12 protein-coding genes and 2 riboswitches are annotated in these 13,884 nt (G+C 36.2%); of the genes, 4 read left to right on the top strand and 8 right to left on the bottom strand.

All coding sequences use genetic code 11. The annotated features are described in order from the left end of the window. Nucleotides 1-94 precede the first annotated feature (94 nt). Nucleotides 95-616, bottom strand: a complete 522-nt coding sequence (locus ACSKT4_RS10800) for a YqhR family membrane protein (protein WP_343221425.1) — start codon at nt 614-616, stop codon at nt 95-97. A 217-nt stretch (nt 617-833) separates the two neighbouring features. On the opposite strand from ACSKT4_RS10800, the gene ACSKT4_RS10795 reads away from it, so the two are divergent. Next, on the top strand, nt 834-1,202 hold the full coding sequence (locus ACSKT4_RS10795) for an SA1362 family protein (RefSeq protein WP_246521329.1): 369 nt from the start codon (nt 834-836) through the stop codon (nt 1,200-1,202). Nucleotides 1,203-1,222: 20 nt separating this feature from the next. Here ACSKT4_RS10795 and ACSKT4_RS10790 read toward each other — a convergent pair whose 3' ends face one another. The 4 genes from ACSKT4_RS10790 to ACSKT4_RS10775 all read right to left on the bottom strand — a co-directional run bounded on the left by ACSKT4_RS10790 (nt 1,223) and on the right by ACSKT4_RS10775 (nt 5,874). Next, nucleotides 1,223-2,113 carry a patatin-like phospholipase family protein gene (locus ACSKT4_RS10790; protein ID WP_186869891.1) on the bottom strand — a complete coding sequence of 297 codons (891 nt, stop codon included), beginning with the start codon at nt 2,111-2,113 and terminating at the stop codon, nt 1,223-1,225. Between the two features lie 73 nt (nt 2,114-2,186). After that, a complete protein-coding gene (gene mntR, locus ACSKT4_RS10785; protein ID WP_186869892.1) occupies nt 2,187-2,606 on the bottom strand; it encodes a transcriptional regulator MntR in 420 nt (139 codons plus the stop codon). Nucleotides 2,607-2,699: 93 nt separating this feature from the next. Further along, nucleotides 2,700-2,885: a hypothetical protein gene (locus tag ACSKT4_RS10780; protein ID WP_186869893.1), complete on the bottom strand. Its 186-nt coding sequence runs from the start codon at nt 2,883-2,885 to the stop codon at nt 2,700-2,702. A gap of 430 nt (nt 2,886-3,315) precedes the next feature. Beyond that, nucleotides 3,316-5,874, bottom strand: a complete 2,559-nt coding sequence (locus tag ACSKT4_RS10775; protein WP_186869894.1) for a vitamin B12-dependent ribonucleotide reductase — start codon at nt 5,872-5,874, stop codon at nt 3,316-3,318. A gap of 391 nt (nt 5,875-6,265) precedes the next feature. Between ACSKT4_RS10775 and ACSKT4_RS10770 the strand changes: the two genes are divergently transcribed. Further along, on the top strand, nt 6,266-6,637 hold the full coding sequence (locus ACSKT4_RS10770; protein WP_186869895.1) for a rhodanese-like domain-containing protein: 372 nt from the start codon (nt 6,266-6,268) through the stop codon (nt 6,635-6,637). A 434-nt stretch (nt 6,638-7,071) separates the two neighbouring features. On the opposite strand, the gene gcvPB is transcribed toward ACSKT4_RS10770, so the two are convergent. From gcvPB to gcvT, 3 genes are read right to left on the bottom strand one after another with little or no spacing between them, the layout of a single operon-like run. Further along, nucleotides 7,072-8,535: an aminomethyl-transferring glycine dehydrogenase subunit GcvPB gene (gene gcvPB, locus ACSKT4_RS10765; RefSeq protein ID WP_186869896.1), complete on the bottom strand. Its 1,464-nt coding sequence runs from the start codon at nt 8,533-8,535 to the stop codon at nt 7,072-7,074. After that, nucleotides 8,528-9,877, bottom strand: a complete 1,350-nt coding sequence (gcvPA, locus tag ACSKT4_RS10760; protein ID WP_465823384.1) for an aminomethyl-transferring glycine dehydrogenase subunit GcvPA — start codon at nt 9,875-9,877, stop codon at nt 8,528-8,530. Before gcvPA ends, gcvPB begins: the two co-directional genes overlap by 8 nt. A 15-nt stretch (nt 9,878-9,892) precedes the next feature. Next, nucleotides 9,893-11,005, bottom strand: a complete 1,113-nt coding sequence (gene gcvT / locus ACSKT4_RS10755) for a glycine cleavage system aminomethyltransferase GcvT (protein ID WP_186869898.1) — start codon at nt 11,003-11,005, stop codon at nt 9,893-9,895. A gap of 90 nt (nt 11,006-11,095) precedes the next feature. Further along, nucleotides 11,096-11,182, bottom strand: a riboswitch (glycine riboswitch). Between the two features lie 3 nt (nt 11,183-11,185). Then, nucleotides 11,186-11,286: riboswitch (glycine riboswitch) on the bottom strand. 149 nt (nt 11,287-11,435) lie between these two features. Between gcvT and ACSKT4_RS10750 the strand changes: the two genes are divergently transcribed. Together ACSKT4_RS10750 and ACSKT4_RS10745 are read left to right on the top strand one after the other, a co-directional pair. Further along, nucleotides 11,436-13,100: a DEAD/DEAH box helicase gene (locus tag ACSKT4_RS10750; RefSeq protein WP_186869899.1), complete on the top strand. Its 1,665-nt coding sequence runs from the start codon at nt 11,436-11,438 to the stop codon at nt 13,098-13,100. Beyond that, nucleotides 13,090-13,872 carry a YqhG family protein gene (locus tag ACSKT4_RS10745; RefSeq protein WP_186869900.1) on the top strand — a complete coding sequence of 261 codons (783 nt, stop codon included), beginning with the start codon at nt 13,090-13,092 and terminating at the stop codon, nt 13,870-13,872. Before ACSKT4_RS10750 ends, ACSKT4_RS10745 begins: the two co-directional genes overlap by 11 nt. Nucleotides 13,873-13,884: the final 12 nt, after the last annotated feature.

The raw sequence follows: 13,884 nt of genomic DNA, 5'->3' as shown, positions 1-13,884 counted from the left end.
ACAAAACCACATCTCTATTTAGTTTCCTCGACTTTAACAGTTTACCATAAATAGACAAGTTTGAATATTGATTTTGCTACGTAAAAAGAGCTCCTTAGCTTGATGATGACTTTTGTTCATCATTTTCTTTATGACTTAACACAGAATCATAGTAATCAAACGAAATGGAATAACCGATAAAGGTTCCATATAAGATATACAAACAAATAGTGGAGATAATCGACTTTACTTCCATCTCTTGTACACTTGGGACGTTAGTAAATATAGGCTGTAAAACAAAAAACACAATTAGCCATAGCATAATACCGTATGCCACACCAACCCATAAGGAGTAGATTTTCCTTAAAAGCCCATAGTAAACTAGTGCAACCACAATGGATAAAATGGCTATGATAACTATTGTTACTAATTCCCCTAACCATGTATCTGTCCAATGAGCGGTGGTCCATGGTCGAAGTACATAAGCTTTTGCAGAGACCTCCGTAAAATTAAAATAATACATAAACAGTCCTAATAAACTTGCGAGAATCCCACCAATGAAACCAGTAAGCAACGATCTGCCTAGTATGGTTGAAGAATCCTCTTGTTTATTTTGTTCTAATTTTTTATCTTCCACTGTATCCACCTCCAACATTAGTATTACCTATTGGCGAAAATGAATTACAGGAAATGCGTTTATGATAAAATGGATACAGCATCATATTTTAAAAGCCTGAATATTTTATGGTAAGAAGGAAACAATTATACTAGAATAAGAAGAACGATTATCTATTAGAATGACGATAATAGGAAACCAAATCATATATACATATATAGATGAAAGGAAGATTCATATGAGAAAAAACTCGATGATTAGATATATTATATACGGAATTGTGGGATTAGCAGTAATTGGATTAATGATGCAGTTGTTTCTTAATACTATTGGATTTTTATTTCAATTATTTGTTGCTGCAATCTTTGGATTAGCTATTTTTGGATTGTTCTACTATTTCATTCTAGGTGGGCGCAACAAATCATCCGACGCTAAGAAATATAAGCAAGCAGTACGACAATCAAAGTCGAAATATACACATCATCAACAGACACCAAATGTAAAGCATTCACAACCGTCTTCATTGAAAAAGAAATCCAAGAAACGACCGGCTCATTTACGGGTGATTGATGGAAATAAATCAAAAAGTAAAAAAGCAGGCTTCTAATAAATAGAAGCTTGCTTTTACTATGCGGGCCAATATTTTAGAAACTTTCTTGCTTCCTCACGACCACTCTGTACTAATCTTTCTTTCACATTTTGATCAATCTTAAAATCGACAGTTTGAACATCTTTTACTGGAATAAAAATAATACTATCTTTCTGAGATTTGGCAATATATCTTGCGTCATGGGCTTGTTTCATAGTGGAAAATAAAGCATGTAGCATATCAAGAGCATTTTTAATTTTTTTGGGGGAGATATGTTGTGGGGAATCACTAAGCTTCAAACCTAATATCGGTCGCATGCGTTTATTCGTTTCACTTTCTAATACCCAAATCGGAAAATTACTTAACAGTCCACCATCAACGATTAAGCTTTTTTCTTTATGCTTTCCGGCCATTTTTTTAGGCATAAAAAAGTACGGGAATCCTGCACTCATCCTAACAGCTTTTGCTACAGGAAAATCATTAGGATTAATTCCATACACCCGTTCTAAATCATCTGGTATGACAATTAATTTGCCTAAAGTTAAATCACTAACGACTACCTTTAAATAACCTTCCTTTATATCTCCGAAAGTAAAAATTCCCTTTTTTGCCAGGTGATAGTATATCCATTTTTCAAATTTATCGCCTTTATTAAGACCCATTTGAAAATATAAGAAAAACCACTTACTACCTGGCAATATCTTGGTAAGTCCTGGAGGGTCTAGAAATTCCTCTAAATTCAATTCATCTAATAATGATTCAATTTCACCGACTTTATAGCCTGAAGCGATAAATGCTGCCAAGATAGCGCCTGCGGAAGTTCCAGCTACCCGTTCAAATTCCAGTTTTTTCTCTTGTATACCTTCAAGTGCTCCAATGAAAGCATAGGCTTTCACACCACCACCGGAGAAGACACCGTCTATTTTCATACAATATCTCCTTATCGCTTTTTATATAATATGTAAGCAATAAGTGTATGAAATAGAACATTGTCCTTCACTGTTAATCATTATTTCTCTTTTGAACATTTCGTAAATCGTCTATTCGCTTTTGATCTTCTTTAAAATATTGTACTAAGTCACCTAATCGATCAATCGAATTCCAGCTTAAATGATGCTCTATTCCTTCTACATCATTGTATATATTTTCAGCATCCACACCAATGATCTCTAAGAAATTTTCTAATAGTTCATGGCGAAACACTAATCGCTCTCCTACTTTCTTACCTTTTTCAGTGAGAACAAAGCCTCTATATTTTTCATAAAGTAAATAATCATCTTTATCTAGCTTTTGAACCATCTTGGTAACGGAGGAAGGATGAACTTCTAATGTTTCAGCAATATCAGAAACTCTAGCATATCCTTTGGTTTCAATTAAGTTATATATAATTTCAATATAGTCTTCCATACTTGGGGTTGGCATCCAATTCTCCTCGTTTCATCGAATAATTTTTATCTTATGCAACATTGTTTCTATATATTGAGGATACAGGAAAATTGGATGGTGTACAAGCTTTTATGTAAAATCGAATAGTCTCCTTACAGCTCGTAATAACCAAAGTAATAAACGAAATGGTAATAAAAGCAACTCAGGAATCCACCATAATGCATCCATGATTCCATCCCAAAATGTGTAGCGTCCTTCCTTCTTCTTTTGATGCCTTTTTGTTTTTGAGTTTTTTACTTGCCACCATGCTCTCATTTCTTATCTCTCCGTAATATAAGTATCGTAAGTTTATATATAGTATTTATTGAGTGTATTTGCTTCACGATTTTTAGCAACTAAATTCGGTGTGCTATATTATCCTTTACTAGCAGAAATATGAATTTGTACATTGGGATCCAGTTCACTTATAGAACTTAGTAAAAATTGTTGTATTTTATCATCATCTTCTATTATTAAGATTTTTGTCATGTTCAAATGCTCCCCTATTTAACGAGCAAATCTTACCCCATTAGTTTATGTAAACATTAATTCTATGATTATAGAATAATAGCGTTTGGAAATCCGTGTACCATTATCCTTATATGTTGAGAAATGTAAAATAACCCCTTACGGCTATCATACCGAAGAGGTTATTTCTTACCAACCTTATTTCTTAATTATCAAAAACCATTCAAAGCCATCACTATTATAGACCACACTTCAATTGCGCCCCACAGCTTGTACAAGTGTTACAACCACCAATATCTTCGACACTACCTTCACGACAAACTGGACATGTGTCACCTACTTCTGAACCAATCGTAACATCTGTTGATTTAAGCTCTTGGATAGTATCCATTAACACCACTTTTTTAGGTTCAGTAGTTTCCTCGAATAACTCGGTTTGTTCAAAATTGTTTTCTTCTGCTTTCAGTGTTAGTACTTGAGAGTCACGGCTTCCATCTACATACACCGTTCCACCTTTAGCACCACCACGATAAAGTCTTCTATATACACTTTCAACTTGACTTACTGTATACCCTTTAGGTGCATTCACTGTTTTAGAAATTGAACTATCTACCCAGCGTTGAATTACACATTGTGTATCAGCATGAGCCTCTGGTGATAATTCCATAGCAGTTACGAACCAATTAGGTAGGTTATTAGCATCTGCTTCTGGGTTGCCATCTAAATATTCTTGGACGATGTCCGCTTTTACTTCAATAAACTTACCAAGTCTTCCGCTTCTGAAATAAGAGAAGGAGAAGTATGGTTCAAGCCCAGTAGAAACCCCCACCATCGTACCAGTACTACCGGTTGGTGCTACCGTTAATAAATGTGAATTTCGAATACCGTACTTCAGAATATCTTGACGAATATCTTCTGGCATTTTCTTCATATAGCCAGTATTGATAAACGCTTCACGAAGGTTCATCGTTTCTTCTTCATTTTCTCCTACTAAGAACGGGAAGCTTCCCTTTTCTTTAGCAAGCTCAATAGACTCACGGTATGCAGTAGTAGCAATTGTTTCAAAAATCTTATCTACTAGTTCATTACCTTCTTTTGAACCATACTCTGTTTCACAATAGATAAGTAAATCGTGTAATCCCATTACGCCTAAACCAATTCGGCGTTCTCCTAGAGCTTGTTTTTTATTTTCATCTAGGAAATATGGTGTCGCGTCAATAACGTTGTCTTGCATACGGACTCCGGTTTTTACCGTTTCTTGTAATTTTTTAAAGTCTACTGTTTTAGAATCTTTATTAGCCATTTCACCAAGATTTACTGCTGCTAAGTTACATACAGAGAATGGCGCAAGTGGTTGTTCCCCACAAGGGTTAGTTGCAACTACTTGTTGCCCATATGCTTTGGCATTCGTCATGTCATTGGCATTATCAATAAAGAAAATCCCCGGTTCAGCAGAATACGTAGCACAAATATTAATTAAGTTCCATAGCTCTTTAGCTTTAATTCGACGATATACACGAACACCATAGCCCATTTCTTCCCATTTACGCACATCCCCAACATTGTGCCAGTTTTCATTATAATCTTTCATTTCTTCTTCCGTATAATTTTCCACATCAGGGAATTTTAATTCGTAGAACGTATCGTTCTCAACAGCTTCCATGAACTCCTTCGTAATACATACGGAAATATTAGCTCCAGTTAAGAATTCTGGATTGTGAACAGAGTACGTACCACCTGTTCGAAGCTTTTCTTCTGCTTCTTTTAATACTTGGTTCGTAAATCCGCCTTGTCCTGGAATGCTTTTATAATTAAGAATTCCTTGGTAGAGATCTACTTCTGTTTCGGTTAATGGGGTGAATTTAAGCTTTTCCTGTGCGAGCTTTTTAATTTGTTCATCCTCGGTGTTCTCAATCAAATATCGGAGAATTCTAGGATTTTGCATCTTCGAAATAATGAATTCAATAATGTCAGGGTGATTGTCAACTAGCATTATCATTTGAGCACCCCTACGTGATCCACCTTGCTCAACGAGGTGAGTCAATTTAGCAATATCATCCAACCATGATACCGATCCAGATGATTTACCATTAACCCCTCTTGCTAGTGCATTGCGTGGTCGTAATGTCGAGCCGTTCGTTCCGACACCCCCACCTCTACTCATGATTTCCATTACTTGTTTACGGTGTTCTGATATACCTTCGCGAGAGTCTCGAACATATGGCATTACATAACAGTTAAAGTAAGTTACTTCTGTATCTGAACCAGCACCGTACAATACTCTTCCTGCAGGGATAAAGTTTAAATTCGCTAGTTCCTTGTAAAATTTTTCAAAGGATTGTTGACAAAGCTCTTCCGTTGGCTCCACACTTGCTAGCCCTGTAGCATTACGCTTAGCAATTTGTTCATAGAACACTTCTAGAGGCTTATCAATACTATCTAGTCCTCTCTTTACTACCCCTGTTTGTGCTTCTTCCCCGTCTAATACAGAGGTGTAATCTGGTTCTACCTGTACCAATGCCTCATTGTTTACGCGATCGATCGATTTAATAAATCCTAATCCTCTAGCTGGGAATTTGGGATCGGCTTTAACCGTTAAAACGACAAAATCCCCTTCTTTTAATGTCTTTTTTTCTATATCTTTAAAGGAATATCGGTCTAGCATAACAAGTCTAGACACACCTTTATGTAACAATTTCATATCTGGCGTGATTGGGTGTACTTGTGGAAATTGCTTAATATCCTCATTTAGCAAATCCACATTAATGTTCGTTCTTGATTCAACAACCGTAGACATTCTATCTCTCCTTTTGACATAAATGAAATTCTAGTAATCTAGAATTTAATTAGTAATACCATACCATATTTAGTAACAGAATTACAATATCTTGTATTTGCATTTTAACATAACACAATATATGGTAAATTGAGCATATTGTATTAAATTTGTCAACAAACAATAAAAAGCAAAAATCTAAGAAAAACAAAGCTATTGCAAGCAATATTTGTGTAAATCTCCATACACTAACATTTTTTCATATTGCATAAAATAATAGGCTTGTGATAGTGATATATTTTCACTATTTTTCGACATAATAAACATGTAAACCTTCATAGAAAAACTTTGAAAAAAACATAGTTTCCGCCTATAATAAGATAGTACACATGGAAAGACGGGGGATTAATAGATGAAGTATCTTTTATTAGCACTAATCATTATTATCGTAATAGCAGTATTTCGTTACTTTAGACAACGTACTTATTTAAAAACGTTAACAGAAGATCAATTCCGTGAAGGCTATCGTAAAGCACAGCTTATAGATGTAAGAGAGCCTCAAGAATTTAAAAATGGACATATTCTAGGTTCTAGAAATATTCCAGTTACTCAAATGAAGCAGCGTTTGATTGAGATTCGTAAAGATAAGCCAGTATACCTATATTGTCAAAGTGGCGCACGATCAGCAAGAGCCGCACAGCTTCTTCATAAAAAGGGCTATGAGCATATCTACCAATTAAAAGGTGGATTTAAAAAATGGACTGGTAAAGTAAAACAAGGATAAATTTTAACTTAATAGGAATAGAATCACAAATAAAGAAGCTTGGAAAATCCAAGCTTCTTTATTTTTCAGTCATCACTATCTTCTTTCTATTCTTTGCCTAAATAGCATTTTGGACATCTCACCGAATAACGTAGTAAAATTGCCATCTAATACAAGTGTCAGACAAAAGCTTTTAGCTACATTGAAAAAAGAGGCTGGGACAAAACTATTTCTAACATAGGATAAACCGAACATGAAAGTTAGCGCATCAAATCCGCCCCAGAAATATACTTGCGGTTGGTGGGTGGCTGGTGAGCCTCCTTAGAGCTAACGCTCCCCTGGGGTCTCACCAATGCCTTTCCTCCCACAGGAGTCTCCGTATATTTCCGGGGCTAATGTAGTGATGGTTCGTTTTTTATTACCTTGTTTTAGTTTTGTCCCAGCCTCTAATACTATTATTTCTCTTTATAAAAACGTAGTACTGGTTTTCTTGCTGCTGTTGTTTCATCCATACGCTTTACAACAGTGTTATGCGGAGCTTCTTGAACAATCTCAGGATTATTTTCCGCTTCGTCTGCAATTTGTAGCATAGTCTCTATAAATCCATCTAATGTTTCTTTAGACTCTGTTTCTGTAGGCTCTATCATTAAAGCTTCTTCAACATTTAATGGGAAGTAGATGGTTGGCGGATGATAGCCAAAGTCCAACAGACGTTTGGCAATATCTAATGTACGTACACCTAGCTTCTTCTGTTTTCTTCCAGAAAGTACAAATTCATGCTTACAATGTTGAGTATATGGTAAATCATAAGCCTTCTCTAATTTACGCATCATATAATTCGCATTTAATACTGCATACTCACTAACCTTCTTAAGACCCTCTCCACCCATCGTACGGATATACGTATAGGCACGAAGATTGATTCCGAAGTTACCATAGTAAGGTTTTACACGACCAATTGACTGTGGTCGATCATACTCGAACGTGAAGAAATCATCTTGTTTTACAATTAAAGGTTTTGGTAAGAAAGGCTCTAGTTCTGCAGATACCCCAACTGGACCTGAACCAGGACCACCACCGCCATGTGGACCAGTGAATGTTTTGTGTAAATTTAGATGTACAACATCAAATCCCATATCTCCAGGCCGAGCGTAGCCCATTATGGCATTTAAGTTTGCTCCATCATAATATAGTTTACCACCTGCTGCATGAACAATCTCAGCCATTTCAAGAATTTCCGTCTCAAATAATCCAAGTGTATTCGGATTTGTTAGCATTAATGCCGCTGTGTCTTCCCCGACTACACGCTTTAAGTCCTCTAAATCAACCAGCCCATTCTCATTTGATTTAACTGTAATCGCATCAAATCCTGCCACAGTTGCAGAAGCTGGATTTGTACCATGTGCTGAGTCTGGAACTATTACCTTTGTACGTTGAAAATCACCATTAGCTTCATGGAATGCACGAATCATCATTAGCCCTGTCCACTCACCATGTGCACCTGCTGCTGATTGTAGTGATACACCAGCCATACCAGTAATTTCTTTTAATGATTCTTGTAAATCATACATCATCTCGAGGGCACCTTGAACAGTTTTAGGGTCCTGATAAGGGTGAATATGACTGAACCCATCTAATCGTGCAACATCTTCATTAATTTTCGGATTATACTTCATCGTACATGATCCAAGCGGATAAAAGCCAGAATCAACACCATAATTGCGATTCGATAATCCTGTATAGTGACGAATGATATCTAATTCACTTACTTCAGGTAAATCTGGAGCATCTGCTCTTACATACGTATCCGTTAGTTCCGCTTCTAATTCTACTTCTGGTACATCTATTTCGGGTAAATTATAGCTTACTCTACCTTCTTTACTACGTTCAAAGATTAAGGCAAAATCTTGATTACTCATGGATATCCCCCAATTCTTTTACAAAAGTATCAATTTCTTCTTTTGTACGATTTTCTGTTACAGCAATTAGCATATGATCTTCTAGTTCTGGATAATAAATTGCTAAATCATAACCACCTATTATTCCCTTTTCGAGTAATTTATCATTCGCAACTTTAACAGACACTGGAAGCTTCACGATAAATTCATTAAAGAAGGAACCATGACCTACCACTTCAAAACCTGCAATCTCAAATTGCTTTTTCGCATAACGTGCCTTTTGCATATTAAGCTCTGCCATTTTTCTTATTCCATGCTTACCAATAGAACTCATTGCAACAGCACTTGCAAGCGCATTTAATGCCTGGTTAGAACAAATATTAGAAGTAGCTTTATCACGACGAATATGTTGTTCACGAGCTTGTAAGGTTAGTACGAACCCACGGACACCATTTTCATCCTTTGTTTGTCCTACTAATCGTCCTGGAATTTTACGCATGAGCTTTTCAGTAGTTGCAAAATAACCACAATGCGGACCACCAAACTGAGCAGGAATACCAAACACTTGTGTATCGCCAACCACAATATCTGCTCCAAACTCACCAGGAGGTGTTAAATAACCTAATGCTAAAGGATTACTAGATACGATAAACATTGTTTTTGGTTGTGCATCTAATAATGCTCGAACCTCTGCTAAAGGCTCAATTTGTCCGAAAAAGTTCGGGTATTGTAAGACAACACTTGCAGTATTTTCATCTAATTCACTAGCTAACTGCTCTAAATTTGTACGACAATCGCTATGATCAATATATACGATATCCAGATTTTGGCCTTTACCATATGTTTCAATTACCGCTTGAGATTCTGGGTGAATCGCTTTAGATACTAGAACTTTTTTCTTTCGCGTTTGACCAGCACTTAAGTTCACTGCTTCAGCTAAAGAGGTTCCGCCATCGTACATAGATGAATTGGCAACTGGCATCCCGGTAAGCTCTGAAATCATCGTTTGAAATTCAAAAATCGCTTGCAATTCCCCTTGTGATATTTCTGGCTGATACGGTGTATACGCCGTATAGAATTCTGACCTTGAAATAATATGATCCACTACAGAAGGAATAAAGTGATCATATACCCCTGCCCCTAAGAAAGAGGTATACTCCCTTAGGTTATAGTTTTTGTTTGCCATTTGGACAAGTTCTTTTTTCAACTCAGCTTCACTTTTTGGTGTTTTTAGGTTTAGTCCATCCTTTAGGCGAACCTTCTCTGGAATATCTGAAAATAATTCATCAGTTGAAGCGACGCCAATCGCACTTAACATTTCTTGTTTATCTGTTTCTGTCATTGGTAAATAACGAAAATCCATTTCCATTCCCCCCTATTAATCTTGCTTTAAGAATTTTCTCGAAATGATTTTTGCCCGTAGTCTACGTTTTCTTACCTGTATCTCTAGTTCCGTACCAGCTTCAGCAAATTCTGACCGCAATAAAGCTAAGCCAATATTTTTTTGTAATGTAGGAGATTGTGTACCAGAGGTGACAACCCCTACTTCTTCCTCTCCGTGAAACACTTCATATCCATGACGAGGGATACCTTTATCAATCATTTCTATACCGACTATTTTCCGTTTAGTTCCATGTTCTACTTGCTCTTTTAACACCGATTTCCCAATAAAGTCAGCTTCTTTATTGACTTTAACTGCAAAACCTAAACCAGCTTCTATCGGTGTAATAGTGGAAGAGAGCTCCTGTCCATATAATGGGAGGTTAGCTTCGAATCGAAGTGTATCTCTTGCTCCAAGACCAACCGGTAAAATTCCTTTTTCTTTTCCAGCTTCAAGTAGTACATTCCATAATTTTGGACCATCTGCACTAGCGATATATAATTCAAATCCATCCTCACCAGTGTAGCCTGTTCTCGAAACTAAAACTGGGGTTTGTACTCCTTTAATGGCTACTTCCTTCTCAAATCGAAAAAATTTAATCTCGCTTAGGTTTGTACTTGTAACAGATTGTAAGATTTCTTCCGCCTTTGGACCTTGTAATGCTAGTTGTGCATATTCAGAAGAAACATTTTTAATGGTAACGTCTTCTTCTGTAAATTGGTTATTCTTAACCATCCATTCATAATCTTTTTCAGTATTTGCCGCATTTACAACGACTAAGTATTCATTATCATTGACCATATATATTAGAAAATCATCAACAGTGCCACCATCTTCATAACACATGAGTGCATATTGTGCTTTATTTGGCACTAATTTGGATACATCATTTGTCGTAACGTATTGTAAAAAGTCAAGCGCTTTCCGACCTGTTACTAAAATTTCACCCATATGGGATACATCAAATAAACCTGCTTTCGTTCTTGTCGCCTCATGCTCTTCTTTGATGCTGGAGAATTGGACTGGTAAATCCCATCCACCAAAGTCAATTGTCTTTGCCCCAAGCTTTTCATACTCAGGAAAAATTGGGGTTCTTTTCAGTTCACTCACAATTTCCACTCCCTTTTAAATTTTCTAATTATTAACCATAAAAATAGAGACAGTATACTATGGAGGATCTATTATCCCCTTTTATACTGTCCCTGTCCTGTAACCAGAAAGTTTAACATTTCCTATAAGAAAATGCGTGCTTCGTGGGTGGTTTACCGAAGTAAACACTCTCCAGAGGTGCGTCCTACAAGAGTTCTTTTGCCTGAGAGATTCGCAAAATTGCTTGCTCCTTCGGCGTTACTAATCATACATAGATGAGTAATCTCTCCCCCTGTAATCATCCGCTTCTTATGAAATTCTAACTTTTGGTTATACTATGTATCAAAACTATTTTACTTACTAGATTTTTCGCTTTTATTATACCATATTACAGTTAAAATGTATCGTTAATATTCATCCATGATGAAACTATTGATAAAGGACGTATCGTATGAAACATATAGACATTATCCATGATTCAAACTTTATTGAGACGTTAGATGAAAAGTTAGAGCAGGATGGCCCTTTTTCCTCTTGGGAGCTTTTCCAGATGGCTTATAAAGCAGAGCTTACTACAATAACGAAGGACTTTCATGGTTTACGAGCTCTTGAATTTTTACCAGATATGGAGTTTTTACCACATCAAATTGAGACAGCCAAACAAGCTATTGAAGAGATGAATGGACGGGCAATTTTAGCTGATGAAGTTGGCCTAGGAAAAACAATAGAAGCTGGATTAATATTAAAGGAGTACATGATTCGTGGTCTAGTGAAGAAAGTACTTATTCTTGTTCCTGCTTCCCTAGTGAATCAATGGGTAAAGGAACTTAATGAAAAATTTTATATTCCGGCTGCTACTTTTCGTAAGCATTTCCCATGGGATCAATACGATATTATTGTGACATCGATTGATACAGCAAAACGTTCGCCTCACCGGGAAGCGATATTAGATATTGATTATGATTTTATCCTCATTGATGAAGCACATAAAATAAAGAATCATAAAACAAAAAACTATGAATTTGTACGGGAATTAAGGAAGAAATATTGTTTACTATTAACCGCGACACCGGTACAAAATCAATTAATCGAGATCTTCAACCTAGTATCGATATTAAAGCCTGGCCACTTAGGAAATTATGAATCATTCTTAGAAAAGTATGGTAGAGATCGTAAAAAGTTAAATCAGGATGTTTATTTAAAGCAGCTCGTTCAAAAAGTGATGGTACGAAATACTAGAAAGGATACGAAATTGGATCATGCAAAACGGCATATCGAAACCATATGGGTCGATTTTACACCGGAAGAATATGACGTATATAACGAGCTGGATCATACCTTTCAACCTTTCTCATCTTTTTCAAAGATTACATTTCTACGAGAGCTTTGTTCTTCCCGTGAGGCTTGCTATCTATCTCTCCAAAAATTTGTTAATGATGAAGAAAGTCAAGGAAGAGAGATATTAAAGCCGATTATTGATAAAATTGGCCAACTCCCGCATCATGCCAAAGCACATAAAGTGGTTGAGCTAATGAAACAAATTGGTGATGAAAAAGTGATTATCTTCACCGAATACCGAGCTTCACAGCTTTATTTACAGTGGTTTTTACAGCAGCATGGAATTACTTCAGTTCCTTTCCGTGGTGGTTTTAAACGCGGAAAGAAGGACTGGATGAAACAACTCTTCCAAGATAAAGCACAAGTGTTAATTGCCACAGAAGCCGGTGGTGAAGGAATCAATTTACAGTTTTGTCATTATATGATTAATTATGACCTTCCTTGGAATCCGATGCGCTTAGAACAACGAATCGGTAGAATCCATCGCTATGGTCAAGAAAAGGATGTGCATATTTACAATTTTGCGATTCGTAATACATTGGAAGAGCATATAATGAAATTACTCTATGAAAAAATTGCTCTTTTTGAAAAAGTAGTTGGACATTTAGACGACATATTAGCCGAGCTTAATATTGATAGCTTTGAAGGAGAAGTAAAAACAATTATAAACGAATCCTCCTCTACTGGAGAGGTAAAAATTAAATTAGATAATTTAGCTTCTATTATTCATCATACACATCAGAATACATTCCAAGAGGAGTCTCAATATGGCAATTAATCTCCATTCATTTTTAGAAGACTATTTCACTGCTCATCATTGTGACATACTTTCTAATCGTGAAGGTGTACTTAAGGTACAGTTAAATGAGAAAATGGACCGCGCTCTAATGAATAGGCCATTTTATTGGCATTACATTAAAAAAATGGGACGAGAGGGTGATCCGATGCAACTCACCTTGATTACAAACCCCTCGTCATTAGAAGAAAAGGGTGAGCGAATTCATTTCGGTAGTCCCCGACTTCAACAAATATTGAATCATTTAAAAGAAAATGAACGCTATACTAGACTATTTGAGGTGGTACACACTAATCAAAATACCGCCCTACATCCGTGGCTCGTCATCAACTTAAAATTGAGCTACATTGGAAAACTAAAAAAAGATGAAGTATTTTCAATTGGGTTAAACTTGCTAAATGGCATAATGAAAACGGAAATAATGGATACCTTAATGAAGAAGGAGTTTCTCATGCAGATTTCGGATTATTGCTATACCATTACTCCGTTAATTAAACCAAAGAGTGGGTATAACAGAATTTTAGCAGTCATCAACCAATACATCCAGGACCTTGAGCACGACTGGGCAAAAGAATCCCTTGAAGAATTAGACAAGGAAATTGAATTACTAAAGCATTTCTATGAGGGGGATCAAGAGGAAGATGTTGAACAAATGGAGAAAGAATTACAAGGCTTAAAAGAACGTTATCAGCCAAAAATCGAACTTACTGTAATTAATGGTGGGATTTTTTATTTAGATGCTTCTAACAAGTAAAAAACCCTCCAT

This window comes from Ornithinibacillus liuyingii (genome assembly GCF_055550225.1).
This window is presented reverse-complemented; position numbering and strand designations above follow the sequence as displayed.